Consider the following 16370-nt stretch of genomic DNA (forward strand, 5'->3'; position numbering starts at 1 on the left):
TTACTAATAAAATATCTCTAATTATTAAGCACATTGGTTTGACTTTTTGACAAATCTTTCCAAACCAAAGGCAAAAAAAAGGAAAAAAATACGATACCCTTATTTAACTCTAGAATTGTTTCTGTTATTGAAACACCAAAAAGAATAAACACCAAAAATAGACCAAGAAAATTTTTATTTTTAAGAAACACCCAACTAGACAATAACAATATAAATAAGAAATACATACCTATAATGACTCCAAACTTGAGTATTTCCTCTAAATATTGGTTATGAGGGTTGAAAACTTTACCAAGCTTATTCATCATATACAGTAAAGGGCCATAATCCTTTTCAATATATAGCTTATTAAGTTCATTCTGAACCATTTTTGATGACCCATAACCAAACAAAGGCTTGCTTTTTAGTAAATCAATACAACTATCCCATATTAAAAATCTAACACCTCTACCACCCCAGACTTTTTCAATATTATAGTTATTGTTATAATTAAAAGATTCAAGTAATCTTTGATTTAATGGTTTTGTAAAGAACAAAATTAGGGACAGCCCTGTTATGGTTATGGCAACCAATAGAACTTTCTTTCTTAAGTATGGAAATTTCCATACCAAATGAACCAATAAAACTACCAATGTAATAAAGGTCAATAGCCATACAATTCTGGATGACAATAAAATAATGTAAAAAAATGTTACTGCACTCATAAACAAAAGGATTCTCCTAATTCTTAGTTCAGTAACACTTCGATAATAAAATATTGGATATGACAAGGAAAACAACAAATACATGCTCAAATAAGTTGCATGTAAATTTATGTGCATAGAAAATCCGTGATTTACAAACGTGGATGTATCATTAACTGATAAATAATCTTTGATTGCAAATAAAAAACATATAGAAGCTGCGACAAAGCCTGCATAAAAGAAAACCATTAATATCTTTCTCCTGGCTAGATAATCTGGTTTTATGAAAACCATTGCAATAGGGATAATAACAAAGGATAACTTCTTTTCAAGATCATTGGTAATTCCATTTATTGGAATGTCATAAAAAAAACCTAGAAAAATTAAAGCATAGAAAAAAAGAAAAAGTAATACGTAATCTTGTCTTAAAATAAAACTCCATCTAGAAAAGCTACTCTCTTTAATAATCATTACTAACATCAAAATAGTTAAGATATTAGTAAAAATCATTGGAAGAAATATTGCTAAAGGAAACAAATAAAATAAATTTTCATATTTGAAAACTATACCTTTCCAAAAATCAATCTTAATTGCCCATTTCATAATTTATCTTCGATTTAGAACCTTTATTCAAATAATAATCATTGAATACCAATAATTCAAAAATTATGATTATCGAGAAATATTCATACCAGTAATCTAACAAGAAATACCCTAGTAAAACAATCAGCATAAACTTAGAATAGGTAAGATACTTACCATTTCTAACAAAAAAATTAATATAAAAAACCAAGAATAAGCATATCCCAACCAGACCATACTCTCCAATAATTTTATTATAGAATGAAAATGGTTGGTTTGCAGTATTATTAATATTATCCCAGGGATTTCTAAAATCATGTTTCCATATTCCAAAATGATGATCTCCAAACTCGGGTGATACATAGCTTATAGAGTTAGGATACCAACTTACATAATCACCGGAAGTTATAAATGCAGTTCTTGAAGAAAAATTCCCCCCCCCCGCACCAAAGATAAAGGAGTCAACAGAGCTAGTCCAATAATCAAAGGTTTGCCAAAACGATTTTATTTTATATGGTGTATTTTCATCATTTTTAATAATTCTCGTTATATATCTCGAAGCATATGTAACATTGGTTGGGGATATCTCTTTAAAAATAAATAAAAAACCTATTCCAAAAAGAAGAATTAAAAATTTGTATTTCAATTGTATCTTAGAAAAGAAATAAATACTAACCAATAGCAGACCTAAAAAAATAACTAAACCACTCATATAGGTAGTCATTATTAGAACAATTGTAGCAGCCAAAGCTTTCTTCCATTCCTTTTTCATGAAATACATTAAACAGAAGAAAGACATGACTATTAAATTAACAGATGAGTTACTATAAATAGATTTAATAAAGTCTCCTGCCGAATTAGAAACACTATATGGGTTAATCGATTTAAATTCGAAAACAATTAAAATATATTGTATTACAACAAAAAAAATATTGAAATAAAAGAACAAATTAATTGTTTTTTCAATTTTAATCGGGTCATTTATTTTAAAGAAAAAACTTATTTGAGCCAAGGCACAAAAACTAAAAACCCAGAAAAAAAGCACCATCAAATAACTAGGTAAATATGAAAAAGTTTCAAAAAACAAATTGAAACTCCCATATAAAATATGATAGAGAATTATTGTGAAATAAAATAAATTAAGATAATGAACTGTTAAAAAAGCTTTTGTTCTATATAAAAGGATAAAAATTAAACCTAGAAGTTTCAATTGAAGATTTCCTTGTACGGCCAAAATCAAAAAAATTAGAAAAGGAAAATCTATTTGCCAATTCTTAGGACTTTTGTGAACTTTGGAAAACTTATTTATTACATTCAAAGTCATAAACTGGTAGTATTTTAGCTAAAGTTGAATTGTGACTACCAACATACAAGTGACAATTGGAATTTCTTAAAATAACATTTTGATAAACCTTAAAATAGTCCTCCATTGTCACCCCTCCCCTATCTTTCATCAGGTTTTTATCTACCGTTGGGTGTATGTTATTTTTGAATTCCTTAACGTTATCAAAATGCCGTGTCCTTAAAATATTTATTTTATCATATATTTTCTCATGTGGATAACAATCACTTTTAATTTCAGAGTTAGTAAAGTAGTTTCCTCCATTCAAATCGATTCCAAGCATTACAATTTTTTTGTAACCTAAAGCCTGGGCAAACATTACAGCACAGCCTATATGACTATTATGGTGGACAAGAGATTGCATTGTTAATCCCCCCTTTTTAGAAAAGAGATTATTTAAATACTTTTCAAGAACACCTGGATAAATAGTTGGTAGTAATTTAGGTATATGCACATACATATTTTTTTTATGTCCATATGTACTCAAATCAAATCCACTTTTAATTACATGCTTGTATTGAAAAAACATATCTACATTTGTAAACCTATCTTTAGTCACATCACAAAAGAAAGATTGCATCTCCCTTAATGGTATCATCTCCATTAAATGGTAATCAGGAATAACAGGATGGACAAAAGAATAATTAAGTCCTATTATATTATTTCTTTTAATTTCTTCCCAGTCCTTTTTTGTTAATTCATTAATAGATTCTCCACTACCTAGAATGAATACGGTATCAGATTTCTTCTTCTTATCAACATAACTAGTTACATTCTTATACCTTTTCAATTTAGCATGCACCTTAAAAAACAGCTGCTTTACCTCAGATTCAGAATACATTTGTAAAAATTCCCTCCCTTCTTTGGTTCCAAAAATATTTTGATTCTTTATCAAAAATAGAAGAGATGAAAGTCTGCCTAGGTAATGAAAAATAATGTTTGTCATTAAAGCCTCTTTAAAATTTTAAAAGTATTTATTAATGTGAATATTAAAACTAGCATAGTTAATAGTGCTTTTGTTACAACCCCAGAATCTTTAAATAAATAACAAGTTACCAATAGTAAACACGTATAAAAAATCCACCTCAATGGGTAAAATTCATAGGGGTACAGTTCTTTAAATTTAGTAATATAAAAACCTGCATAACCTATAAATAAGAATGCAAAAAATGTTGTAATGACTGCTACTTCATAACCATAAATTGGAATCAAAATAACGTTAAGAATAATATTTACTATTCCTGCAATAAATGAAATTTTCCAAAATTCCTTTGTTTTTTCATAATAATAAAAAACAGCTGCCATTGCTGTATACATAGGTTTATAAGCATATGACATAGTTAAAATTACCCCTATTCTATATGAATTAACCAAATCATCATTTTTTACCATTAAATGAAAAATTTCCTTTAGCCATAAGGCTAATAAAAATGAAACAAACATGACAACATAGTTTTCTAGAAAGATTATGCTTTTTAAAAAATCTGTTTTATTATTTCTCTTAAAATCTTTTATCAAGAGAGGTGTTGACGCTTGATGGATACTTTCTGAAAAAACTCGAGCATAGCCAGCAAATTTATAAGCAAAATCATAAGCACCAATATTCGCTGTACTTACATTCAATTTTAACATAACTAACCTATCTGAAAAATCGAGTAAGAAAAAAGCACTGGTATGTGGCACTAAAGGCAATGATAACTTTAAATGCTTTTTAAGAGCGGCTTTTCGAAACAAAAAATTAGGTAACAACCTTAATTTTATCCATATAGGATATATCAAAGAAAGAAACATAAAGGTTTCAGAAATAAAATTACTCCATATCCAACCTAAATATCCTAACCTTAAAATTGCTATAAAATAATAATTAAGACCAACTGTCATAATTCCAAAAAATAAGGCTCTAATACCTATCTGAATTGGTTGCTCTGCTAACTGATAATATTTTTGAGAAATGATTTGAATTGAAGAATAAAATATTATTGGAGCTATCGTTAGAGCTATTACTTTTCCAATATTTTTAGCCGCTTCAACAGGAAGGATAAAATACAACAAGAAACTTGTTATTACTCCTAATACAATAGCCCAGCAAAAAATAAACCCTTGTATTTCATTCCAAATAATTTTGAATCCTCTCCCGTGAGAATGATGAATAAAACTATTCATTAGAATTATTTCTAAACCTAAAGTCTTAATAACCGTGATTCCTGTAACTAAAGAAAAGATTATACCATATATTCCATAATCTACATTTGTTAGAAAAGGTGTTATAAATGGTAATATTAAAAACCCCATTAAAATGGGAAGTTTTGGTAAAATAGCGTAAATGAAGGAATGACTAATTATTTTTTTGATCAAAACGAGCTATTCTTTTAAATGACAACCTCACTAAAGGCCTCTATATAGTTATGGGCTCTCGCCTTTAAAGATATATTGTTATATGCATAAAAGGTAATATCATTGCTTTGAGCAGCTTCCAAATCATTTATAGAATCTCCTATCAAACAAATGCAGCTTCTTTGATATCTGTATTGTTCTAACAAATTTTTAACTAATTGCTTTTTTGGAGTGGGAGAACCGTGAATAGAAATAAAATAAGGAGTTAAACCCAATTCTTTGCATAGAAATCTAAGCTCTTCTTGATCTGATCCAGAAACAATATGAAAATTATATTTTTGGTAATTCTCTTTGATAAAATTTACCGAATCCACTATCAAATTCTTAGGGTTGGTCAGCTCTTGCTTCATTAATCCAGAAAACTCCTTTGCATATGCCATGACTCCTGCTTCCGAAATCTCTTTACCTAAAATTTCTTCATAGAAGTGCCTAATTTTCACATAACGAGAAAGCCCTCCATTGATTCTATGATATTTCATTAATTGCGATACCTGATCACTTGAGAAGTCTTTAAATATTTCTTCAAACCCCCAATCCCTAACTGACATAGAATCTAAAATAACACCATCAAAATCCCACAATATAGTCTTCATTATAGTCTTCATTTAATTCTGCCTAGTTTACAAATTTGTGCCTATAAATCATTTCTCCCAATAAAAAGTCATCCGGCCAATCTATATCCACACTTTCAAAACCATTAGTCACATACAAAAAAGGGTGTTTTCCTATTCTATCCCCATATTTAATATAATTTTGTCGTGTATTTATAAAAAATCCACTATTGACTTCAAAAATCAATGGAAGTGTTTGAGTTCTTGGCCATTTTTCAACATCTCTATCATAGTTTATAGGTCCATTCTCATCCCATAAAAAAGTCTGAATTTTATTGACTGTCATCAAACTGTCAAACTGATCTTCAATAAAAAACTTCTCTATAGCTCTTTCAAAAGTAACTTCCGCAATAAAAGGAGATGTTACATGTGTCCAAAGAATATGTTCATCATCTATAATAGTAGGCACATAATTTATTAATTCATCGGTACTTGTTTCAGAAGTCGCCAAGTGCTCTGGTCGAAAATCTATTTCGATTTTCGAACTATTAAATGATTTCGCAATTCTAATTACTTCAAAATCGTTACTAGACACTACTATTTTATCAATATTTGAAACATTCAAAAGCGTTTTAAGCTTAATCGTTAACAAGCCTCCTTTTATTCCTGCAAAATCCTTAGTGTTTTTATTGGGAATTCTTTGACTGCCAGATCTACATGGAAGAAATACCGTCATTTCACAAAAAACTATATAATGAAACTACTTCCAAATTTTGATATTTTGTAGGCGTAAAAGTCTTTATTGTAACACTTTCAATATTGACGGCATCATCAATGACTTGTTGATTTTCATTAGCAATCACGAATTGGTTTTGATTCATGTTCACATCGTATCCATCAAACCCTACAAAGTATAACTCCTCTGCTCCTAAATCTATGGCCGCTTGTATAGCAATTGCCATAGGAGAATCGGTAGTAACTTTCGTAAATTCAATACTGTGAAGTTCCTTGGCCAACTTATAAATATCTTCTGAAATCGAGGTTCCCATAGGTCTTGGAAATGGGGGATACACACAAGTGATTGTAGCAGTAGCACCGTTTGGAATCTCCTTTAAAATTTTATCACTTTCAGAACCTACCAAACCAAAAACTTGGTCACAAGCTACACTAGCATATTCTTTAATATTTCTTGCCCCTGCATGAATGAGTATTGCCTCATTTTGTGGGTTTTCAAGAAATTTCTGAATAGCCACTTTATGGTCTCTAGCTGTTTTCCCTCCACCAAGAATAATTGCCTTTGCATAACTATTAGACTTTTCTAAAACCGGTAATTTCAAGTTATCCTCTAACTCCTGTTTTTGATTATTCAATGCGTTAATAATATGGCCAAGTGGGTATCGGTTCATCCCCACCCATTCCATCACTTGTTTTTGAGGTAACGATTTGGCACCAGAAAACATATACGGCAAACTAGTCCCCCATTGATATTGCTTTCTAAGTTCTTCAAACTCATGAACCACTTTACTTAAATATCTATAAGAAACCGGTAATTTTCTTGAGCTCTCAAGATATGTCAGCAATAACTCTGTTTTTAGGTTACCTGCTCCTCTACCCATTCCTGTAATCGTGGCATCTACAATTTCACATCCTTCCTGCAAAGCTGTAATGGTATTAATCAAAGCCATTTCTAAATTATCATGGCCATGAAACCCTAAAGGCACTTGAGTTTTAGACTTTACCAACTGAACTATTTCCTTAACATCCTCTGGCATTACACCTCCATAAGAGTCTACCATATAAAAATAATCAACAGTATTCTCCAAACCTTCGAGCGAATCCAAAAAAGAACCGTCATTCTTCCAATTGGACATATACATAACATTGAATGCTACTTTAAATCCTTCAGCTTTCACCACCTTAGCCAATTCAATTGCCCTTAAAATATTTTTTGGATCAATTGCCATTCTCACCATGGACACGTATGGTTTTGCACTTTCCAACAAACCATTTTGCACATGCTCAACTCGAATATCCTTCTCATTTAAAATGATTGTCAACTCCTTAGATGGCATTAATGTTTTCAGCTGCCTTAATACATATTCAGGACAATAATAATACTGGCCTAAATATCCTTTCAAAGGAATGCTTCTGTAGCCAACTTCAACATAATTTATTGGTAAATTTTCCATGGCAATGGCATATTCCTCGACCAATGCTTCATCAAAATCCCAATTAGTATAATACCCCCCATCTCGAAGGGTACATTCGAGTAAAATCATACAATTTTCTAATAATTCTAAGGAATTATACTTTCAATCACAAAAAACAATATGATAAGTGTAATCCCTTTCTAAAAACAAAACCCTTTAACTCAATCAAAAAAACTACATCCTACACCACCATCCCGGCAGCAACAGTTTCATTGGTTGCATCATCTACTAAAATGATGCTTCCTGTTGCTCTATTTTCCCGATAAGAATCCACCATTAAAGGCTTTGTAGTACGTATTTTAACTTTGGATATATCATTCATATTTAGCTCCTTGTCCTCTTCGTTTCTCGCCAAGGTATTGATGTCTATTTTATAAACAATTTCCTTGATCATTGCCTTTTGGTCATTTGAGGTGTGTTTAATTGTGTATTTCGCCCTTGGTTTGGCTGCACTATTGTTTAACCAACAAAGCATCACCTCGATGTCCTGAGAGGCCTCAGGCATATTATTGGAACGTACAATCATATCTCCTCTACTAATATCAATATCATCTTCCAAAGTCATAGAAATGGACATAGGCGCAAAGGCCTCTTCTACGGAACCATCAAATGTATCCAAGCTTTTGATTTTAGAAGTAAATCCAGAAGGCATCACTGTAACCTCATCTCCTGCTCTAAATACACCACTGGCAACACGACCAGCATAGCCTCTATAATCTCTATTGTCATCATCACTCTGTGGCCTCAAAACAGTCTGTACCGGGAAGCGGGCATCCACTTTATTCACATCGCTACTGATGTGCAAGGTTTCCAAGGTATGCAACAAAGGGGCACCTTGATACCAATCCATATTCTCAGATCTATTCACAACATTATCTCCTAAAAGCGCAGAAATTGGAATAAAACGAACATCCTTTACCAACATTTTAGAAGAGAAATCTTCAAACTGAGTAATAACATTATTATACGCCTCTTCAGAATAATCCACCAGATCCATTTTGTTAATACAAACAATCACATGCGGAATCTGTAATAGTGAAGCAATGAATGAATGACGTCTCGTCTGCTCAATAACACCATGTCTGGCATCCACCAAAATAATGGCCGCATTGGCTGTTGAAGCTCCCGTAACCATATTTCGAGTGTATTGAATATGCCCTGGTGTGTCAGCGATAATAAACTTACGCTTTGGTGTAGTAAAATATCTATAGGCTACATCAATGGTAATTCCTTGCTCGCGTTCGTCGCGTAATCCATCAGTAAACAAGGCTAAGTCAACACCTTCATGTCCCTTCTTCCTACTTGTATTTTCAATGGCTTCCAGCTGGTCTTCAAAAATGGATTTTGAATCGTACAAAAGTCTTCCTATCAAGGTACTTTTCCCATCATCTACACTTCCAGCAGTTGTAAAACGTAATAATTGATTGCTATCTAACATCTTTTATTGTTTCTTTATTTGAATACTGAATTTTCTTCAGTAATACTTTAATTTTTAAAAATATCCTTGACGTTTACGGTCTTCCATAGCCGTTTCGGAACGCTTATCGTCACTTCGGTTACCTCTTTCTGTTTGGCGCATAGCCGAAACTTCCAAAGCAATTTTTTCCAACGTATCCGCATCACTTTCAATACCTCCCGTAATGGTAATATCTCCTAAAGTTCTAAAACGGATTTTCTTGGTTACAATTTCTTCGTGTTCTTCAACAATCAAAAATTCAGAATTAGGAATCCAAGAATTATTACGCCAAATCACCTCTCTTTCATGAGCATAGTACAATGACGGAATTTCAATATTTTCTCGCTTGATGTAATTCCAAACATCCATTTCAGTCCAGTTACTAATTGGAAACGCTCTAAAATGTTCTCCTTCGAAGTACTTTCCATTGAAAATGTTCCACAGCTCTGGACGTTGGTTCTTAGGGTCCCATTGTCCAAAATCATCTCTATGTGAAAAGAAACGCTCCTTAGCTCTTGCCTTTTCTTCATCACGACGTCCACCTCCAATAGCACAGTCTACTTTGTGTTCTTCTATGGCATCCAACAAAGTGGTTATTTGAAGGGCATTTCTAGTGGCATTTTTACCACGTTCTTCTGCAACGCGTCCTTGGTCAATAGATTCCTGTACTGATCCTACAATCAGGTTTACACCCAATTCTTTTATTAAATCGTCTCGGAATTTTATGGTTTCAGGAAAGTTGTGTCCTGTATCAACGTGCATTAAAGAAAATGGCACCTTACAGGGGTGAAATGCCTTTCGTGCCAAATGGGTTACCACTATGGAATCCTTTCCTCCAGAAAATAAAATTACTGGGTTCTGAAATTGTGCCCAAACTTCACGTAGCACAAAAATGGCTTCACTTTCTAATTCGTCCAGGTAATTTAAATAGTACTTACTCATTGTTGAGCTGTAATTTAGGTGTTATGTAATCAATAATCCGTTGGGCGGCTGCTTCAACTGATTCTTTTTCTGTTAATATTTCAATATCCGGATTTTCTGGAGCTTCATAAGGAGCTGAAATTCCGGTCATATTTTTGATTTCTCCTGCCCTCGCCTTTTTATAAAGTCCCTTAACATCACGGCGTTCACATTCTTCAACGCTAGTGTTGATATAAACCTCAACAAAGTTAACATCTTTGAGGACTCTCTTGATGTTTTCCCTATCTTTTTTATAGGGTGATACAAAGGCTGCTAAAACCACTAAACCGGCATCCACCATTAAATTGGCTGCCTCGGCTATTCGGCGAATATTTTCGGTTCGGTCTTCAGGTGAAAAAGTAAGGTCATTATTCAAGCCTTTTCTAATGTTATCACCATCCAATGTATAGGTTTTGATTCCATTTTTAAACAATCGCTGTTCAACTACATTAGCAATGGTAGATTTTCCTGAGCCTGACAGTCCCGTGAACCACAATAAAAAAGAATTATGGTTATTAGAATTTCTTCTGTCTTCAACTGAAATCTGATAATCGTGGGCAATGATGTTCTCTTTCATATCCTATTCATTAGTTCTTTTTGGAAGTCCAAAATTAATTTTGTACCAAGTACGCTCATGCAAATAATACAATAGCATTTTGGTAACAACTTCAACAGACGCAATTTTAAAACCTGTTAGGGGATTTCCAGTTACTATCCAAGCTAATGTCATTGTATCTATAGTCCCAACCATGCGCCAAGTAATCGTCTTTGCTATATGACGCTTTCTGCTCTCTAGAATCTTCCCATCTTTGGAAAGGTTAACTTTAAACCAAACCCGTTCATGTAAAAAGTACAAGACCATTTTGGTAATAACTTCATAAATACCAATCTGTAGACCAATTAAAGGGTCTCCAGAGATAATCCATGATAGTAGTATCGTATCAATGGTACCAACAAGTCTCCAAGTAACCGTTTTAGCTATATGTCTTTTGTATGAGGTGTCCTTCATCTATTTGCTAACCAAGAAATAGCTATTTAACAAATTTTCCTTGTTATACTGCAAAGACTCATTGGTTTCCTTTGAAATGACCTGCAATCCTACAGCATTGCAAATGGCCTGTCCCGCCGCTGTATCCCACTCCATTGTTGGAGCATAACGAGGATAAACATCCGCCGCTCCCTCTGCAACCAAACAAAACTTTAATGAACTTCCCTTTGAAACTATCTCCACATTTATACCTTCAGCCTTTAAACTTTCAACAAAATCCAAAGTATCTTGATTCATATGCGATCGACTTCCTACAACCTCAACAACATCCGAATCTTTAGTTTTAGGTTTTAAAGGAGTGGCCAATTCAAACACTGTTTCAACATCGGTAATATGGGATTCCAGTTTTGCCTTAAAGGCCTTTTTGGAATCTACATCGGCATAGTAAATGGTTTGTTCTGCAGGAACATAAATAACTCCCAACACAGGCTTTCCTTCCTTTACCAATGCAATATTCACAGTAAACTCACCATTACGCTTTATAAACTCTTTGGTGCCATCTACAGGATCAACCACCCAACAAGTAGACCAATCCTTTCTTATTTCAAAGTCAACTTGTTTATTCTCTTCACTGATAATAGGAATTTGGGTAGGTATCAAAAATGAATTGATAACACTATTGGAACGTTTATCAGCCTCCGTAAGGGGAGATTCGTCTTCCTTGTATTCAACTTCAATTTTGGAATCGTAAATTTCCATAATTGCTTTACCTGCTTTCAAGGAAGCTTTTATTGCTGTTTCTAAAAGTTCTTTCATTAATCTATTTGTTTTATAGCTTCTTTTAAACTATCCCTCCAATGAGGTATTTTTATGTTGAATGTACTCTTCACCTTAGTCTTATCCAAAACACTAAAATGAGGCCGTTTGGCTGGCGTTGGATAATCTTCAGATTTGATTGGAAAAACCTCAATTTCTCTTTCACTAATGTCAAAAATAGCGTGTGCAAAATCATACCAACTAGTTACACCTTCATTGCTAAAATGATATAAACCGTAGGCTTCACTATTAGAAGAAACTACTTCCAAAAGTACTGCAGCCAAATCCTTAGCGTATGTTGGAGTTCCAATTTGATCTGCAACTATATTCAATTCCGTTTTGGATTCTGAAAGACGCAACATCGTTTTCATGAAATTATGTCCATGTTCCGAATACAGCCAAGAAGTTCTAAAAATGAAATGTCTTTCAAGAAGCTTTTCTAATTCTTGTTCCCCTTGAAGCTTTGTCGCTCCATAAACACCTATGGGGTTTGTTGCATTAGTTTCACAATAGCCAAAGCAAGCATCACCACCAAACACAAAATCGGTTGAAATATGAATAATCTTTGCACCGTGCTCTTCACAAGCCCTAGCCAAATATTTTGTTCCCAAAACGTTAACTTCAAATGCCTTGTCTTTATCATTTTCCGCTTTATCAACAGCTGTATAGGCTGCACAATTGATACACCAATCAATTGTATTTTCTGAAAAGAAACAATTTACTTGATCTTCTTTCGAAATATCCAACTCCGAACTATCTACATAAATGAATTCAAAACCATTTATTGATTGTTCTAAATCTTTAATGCATGTTGCCAATTGTCCATTACCTCCCGTAACCAAAATGGTTTTCATATCAACGCCTTTTCTAAAATTGGTAAAACAGCATCCTTTTCAGATACAATCAATTCTTCATTGGATAATTGCCAATCTATATTTAAACTAGGATCATTGTAAATTATTCCTCCCTCGGAAGCCTTATTATAAAAATTATCGCACTTGTATGAGAAAATAGCGGTTTCGCTTAACACCACAAAGCCATGGGCAAACCCTCTTGGCACAAAAAGTTGTGTTTTGTTCTCTTCTGACAATTCAACAGCTACATGTTCTCCGTAAGTTGGAGAATCTAGCCTAATATCAACTGCCACATCCAACACTCTACCTTTTATAACACGTACCAATTTGGCCTGTGCATGATCTCCTGTTTGATAGTGTAATCCTCTTAATACACCTTTTGTAGAAAAAGATTCATTATCCTGAACAAAGGTTATATTTTTACCAATAGCCTTATTAAACCTTTCTTGATTAAAACTCTCTAAGAAAAATCCCCTTTTATCTTCAAATACTGTTGGATGAATTATAAAACATCCCTTCAAATTGGTTTCCTCTACCCTCATTATTTTCTATTAAGCAATCCCAATAAATTCTTTCCATAGCCACTCTTTAAAAGAGGCTCAGCCAATGCCTTGAATTGTGTTTCATCAATAAATCCCATTTCAAAAGTAGCAGCCTCTATAGACCCTATTTTTAGCCCTTGTCGTTCCTCTATAACCTCAACAAATTGCGAAGCCTGCATCAAGGATTGGAATGTTCCTGTATCCAACCACGCAGTGCCTCTATCCAAAATACTTACATTTAAACGTCCTTGTTCCAAATACACTTTGTTGACATCAGTTATTTCTAATTCTCCTCGGGCACTTGGCTTAATGTTTTTGGCAATATCTACAACATGGTTGTCATAAAAATATATCCCAGGAACAGCGTAATTCGATTTTGGCTCATTGGGTTTTTCTTCAATTGAAATAGCCTGACCTTCTTCATCAAACTCAACTACACCATAACGCTCCGGATCATGAACTCTATAGGCATAAATAATGCCCCCATCGGGATCATTATTGTTTTGTAATAGTTGCGACAAGCCTGTTCCATAAAAAATATTATCTCCAAGAATCAAAGCAACTTTATCTTCACCAATAAAATCTTCGCCAATGATGAATGCTTCAGCTAAGCCATTAGGTTCCTCCTGAACAGCATATTCGAAATGACATCCGTACTTTTCACCATTACCTAGTAAATCTTGAAACAACGGCAAATCTTTAGGAGTTGAAATAATTAATATTTCATTGATGCCTGCATATATTAACGTAGACAATGGATAATATATCATTGGTTTATCATAAATAGGCATTAACTGCTTACTTACCGACAATGTTAACGGATGAAGTCTTGTGCCTGAACCACCTGCTAAAATAATTCCTTTCATATCTAGTTATATTGAGTTTGATAATAGGTTTGATATTCGCCACTAGTAACATGATTTAACCACTCGTCATTATTCAAATACCAATCAATAGTCTTACTCAACCCTTCCTCAAAAGTTACACTAGGTTTCCATCCCAATTCTTTATTAATTTTAGAGGCATCAATGGCATAACGTAAATCATGCCCAGGACGGTCTTTTACAAAAGTAATAAGCTGCTCTGAAGTTCCTTTAGGCTTGTTCAATTTCTCATCCATTTGTTGGCATAGCAATTTTACCAAATCAATATTCTTCCATTCATTAAAGCCGCCAATGTTATAAGTTTCACCCAAGGCACATTTATGGAATACCAAATCGATGGCCTTTGCATGATCTTGAACATATAACCAATCCCTAGTATAGTTTCCATCTCCATATACAGGAAGCGGTTTTTCTTCTAAAATATTGTTGATAAACAATGGAATGAGTTTCTCTGGAAATTGGTTCTGTCCATAATTGTTAGAACAGTTAGTAATAACATAAGGAATACCATAAGTTTCCCCATAAGCTCTTACAAAATGGTCGGAACTGGCTTTTGAAGCTGAATATGGAGAATTAGGATCGTAAGATGTGTTTTCTGTAAAAAGCCCTGTTACTCCTAATGTACCATAAACCTCATCAGTACTGACATGATAGAATAATTTCCCTTCATAGTTATTACTCCATAATTTTTTAAAGGAATTCAAAAGTATCATCGTACCAATTACATTGGTCTTTACAAATGCCAATGGATCCGTAATAGATCTATCAACATGTGATTCCGCCGCTAAATGAATTACTCTTTCAAACTTATAGGTCTCAAACAATTCATTAATATGGGTCTCGTCCGTAATGTCTGCCTTAAGAAATGTATAGTTTGATTGCCTTTCAATATCCTTCAGGTTTTCAAGGTTTCCAGCATAAGTTAAGTTATCCAAATTATAAATATGATACTCAGGATAATTTTCCACAAAAAGTCTGACAACATGAGATCCTATAAACCCAGCACCCCCAGTGATTAATACATTCATTATTATTTATATTTTGTCTTTAAATCGATCTAAGTAATTTAGGAATCTTAACCCAATTAACACCAAAAAAGTCAACAATAGCAATAAGACACTATAAAAACTTTTATATCCAAGATTATATTTAAAGAGTTCTTTAGAATTTGTCAATATCCCCTCGTCCTGTTGACTCGAAATAACCTCTACAATCTTATTAATTTCATCCTTTTCCCTTTTTATTCTCACCAACTCCCTTCTCAATTTAATGTCATCACTAAACAATTCATATTCTTTTGTTGAATTCTTATCTCCCGTATTATCAATCAAAATACTTGTTTGAGAATTCGGATTTTCATTCATCTTTTCAAGAACTTTATGATAAACTTTCTGCAATGAATCGGATTCACGCAAAGACTCCATGATTACTTCCTCCTGATATTTCAATTCATCTAAATCCTTTTTTTGTTCATTTTTAAAGAATTCTATGGACTCTATATTTTTTATAATCTCTGGCAGCACCTTTTTTAGTAAATTTTTTTGGGTAGAACTTACTGTAAGACGCTGATATTCATAATCGTAATCATAAGAATTATCCAAAAACCTTTCAAAATCAATATAATCTGCTAATGTTGAATCTATTTCCTTTTTAAACTCATCATAGACCTTTAACTTTTGGTTATTGTTCAAGACTGATTCCATTTTAAAGAATACCATATTTCTTGCTTCTTCAATTGTTATATTCAATGCTTCTGATAAAGATTGAAAATCCTTATCCATTATGAGATCATTGTAATAATTTAAAAGATTGAATAAACTTTCCCCTGTATCATAATTTTGTTTGATGACGGCATTCGACGAGTATACGGGCGTCTTTGTTTTTTCTTTAAAAATTCCAAAACCGAGTCCAATAACACCAGCACTGATTAAGATTAAAATATTTTTCTTAATAAAAAATACTAAAGCCACAAATAGATAAAATAATTTAGTGAAAATGGAACCAATAAAGTTAAAGAGCTTTGTAAATAGACTGCCTATAAGAGTAAACAATTGTCCTAAATCCACTTCTTCAGAAGTGTTAGTTTCCGGTAGGTTTTTATTCATTAG

At 33.0% G+C, this 16370-nt stretch carries 17 protein-coding genes; all 17 read right to left on the reverse strand.

Annotated features, from left to right (window positions below; genetic code table 11):
* Positions 1-17: 17 nt before the first annotated feature.
* The 17 genes from ZA06_RS06205 to ZA06_RS06285 all read right to left on the reverse strand — a co-directional run bounded on the left by ZA06_RS06205 (position 18) and on the right by ZA06_RS06285 (position 16367).
* Positions 18-1286 carry an O-antigen ligase family protein gene (locus ZA06_RS06205; protein ID WP_053976508.1) on the reverse strand — a complete coding sequence of 423 codons (1269 nt, stop codon included), beginning with the start codon at positions 1284-1286 and terminating at the stop codon, positions 18-20.
* Entirely contained in the window at positions 1270-2589 is a 1320-nt protein-coding gene (locus tag ZA06_RS06210) for a hypothetical protein (RefSeq protein ID WP_053976509.1), read from the reverse strand. Before ZA06_RS06210 ends, ZA06_RS06205 begins: the two co-directional genes overlap by 17 nt.
* Entirely contained in the window at positions 2567-3553 is a 987-nt protein-coding gene (locus ZA06_RS06215; protein ID WP_053976510.1) for a hypothetical protein, read from the reverse strand. The genes ZA06_RS06210 and ZA06_RS06215 overlap by 23 nt, the downstream gene beginning before the upstream one ends.
* Positions 3553-4899 carry an oligosaccharide flippase family protein gene (locus tag ZA06_RS06220; RefSeq protein ID WP_053976511.1) on the reverse strand — a complete coding sequence of 449 codons (1347 nt, stop codon included), beginning with the start codon at positions 4897-4899 and terminating at the stop codon, positions 3553-3555. Before ZA06_RS06220 ends, ZA06_RS06215 begins: the two co-directional genes overlap by 1 nt.
* 77 nt (positions 4900-4976) lie before the next feature.
* Positions 4977-5594 carry an HAD family hydrolase gene (locus tag ZA06_RS06225; protein ID WP_240472213.1) on the reverse strand — a complete coding sequence of 206 codons (618 nt, stop codon included), beginning with the start codon at positions 5592-5594 and terminating at the stop codon, positions 4977-4979.
* Between the two features lie 22 nt (positions 5595-5616).
* Positions 5617-6288 (reverse strand): acylneuraminate cytidylyltransferase family protein, encoded by a 672-nt coding sequence (locus ZA06_RS06230; RefSeq protein WP_053976513.1) that lies wholly within the window; start codon positions 6286-6288, stop codon positions 5617-5619.
* A 1-nt stretch (position 6289) separates the two neighbouring features.
* A complete protein-coding gene (locus ZA06_RS06235) occupies positions 6290-7831 on the reverse strand; it encodes an aldolase catalytic domain-containing protein (RefSeq protein WP_053976514.1) in 1542 nt (513 codons plus the stop codon).
* 112 nt (positions 7832-7943) lie between these two features.
* A complete protein-coding gene (gene cysN / locus ZA06_RS06240; protein WP_053976515.1) occupies positions 7944-9200 on the reverse strand; it encodes a sulfate adenylyltransferase subunit CysN in 1257 nt (418 codons plus the stop codon).
* A gap of 54 nt (positions 9201-9254) precedes the next feature.
* The gene (gene cysD / locus ZA06_RS06245) at positions 9255-10160 is read right to left on the reverse strand and encodes a sulfate adenylyltransferase subunit CysD (protein ID WP_053976516.1); all 906 of its coding nucleotides are present in this window, start codon (positions 10158-10160) and stop codon (positions 9255-9257) included.
* Positions 10153-10755, reverse strand: coding sequence for an adenylyl-sulfate kinase (gene cysC / locus ZA06_RS06250; protein ID WP_053976517.1), 603 nt, complete (start codon positions 10753-10755; stop codon positions 10153-10155). Before cysC ends, cysD begins: the two co-directional genes overlap by 8 nt.
* Positions 10756-10758: 3 nt before the next feature.
* The gene (locus ZA06_RS06255) at positions 10759-11187 is read right to left on the reverse strand and encodes a DUF2061 domain-containing protein (protein ID WP_053976518.1); all 429 of its coding nucleotides are present in this window, start codon (positions 11185-11187) and stop codon (positions 10759-10761) included.
* Entirely contained in the window at positions 11188-11982 is a 795-nt protein-coding gene (gene cysQ / locus ZA06_RS06260) for a 3'(2'),5'-bisphosphate nucleotidase CysQ (RefSeq protein ID WP_053976519.1), read from the reverse strand.
* Positions 11982-12836: a dTDP-4-dehydrorhamnose reductase gene (gene rfbD, locus ZA06_RS06265; protein WP_053976520.1), complete on the reverse strand. Its 855-nt coding sequence runs from the start codon at positions 12834-12836 to the stop codon at positions 11982-11984. The genes cysQ and rfbD overlap by 1 nt, the downstream gene beginning before the upstream one ends.
* Positions 12833-13378: a dTDP-4-dehydrorhamnose 3,5-epimerase gene (gene rfbC, locus ZA06_RS06270; RefSeq protein ID WP_053976521.1), complete on the reverse strand. Its 546-nt coding sequence runs from the start codon at positions 13376-13378 to the stop codon at positions 12833-12835. The genes rfbD and rfbC overlap by 4 nt, the downstream gene beginning before the upstream one ends.
* Complete coding sequence (gene rfbA / locus ZA06_RS06275) at positions 13378-14244, reverse strand: glucose-1-phosphate thymidylyltransferase RfbA (protein ID WP_053976522.1); 867 nt, start codon at positions 14242-14244, stop codon at positions 13378-13380. Before rfbA ends, rfbC begins: the two co-directional genes overlap by 1 nt.
* 2 nt (positions 14245-14246) lie before the next feature.
* Complete coding sequence (gene rfbB, locus ZA06_RS06280) at positions 14247-15290, reverse strand: dTDP-glucose 4,6-dehydratase (RefSeq protein WP_053976523.1); 1044 nt, start codon at positions 15288-15290, stop codon at positions 14247-14249.
* Between the two features lie 6 nt (positions 15291-15296).
* Complete coding sequence (locus tag ZA06_RS06285; protein WP_053976524.1) at positions 15297-16367, reverse strand: YveK family protein; 1071 nt, start codon at positions 16365-16367, stop codon at positions 15297-15299.
* Positions 16368-16370 lie beyond the last annotated feature (3 nt).

The sequence above is a fragment of the Mangrovimonas xylaniphaga genome (assembly GCF_001280435.1).
Lineage (GTDB): Bacteria > Bacteroidota > Bacteroidia > Flavobacteriales > Flavobacteriaceae > Mangrovimonas_A > Mangrovimonas_A xylaniphaga.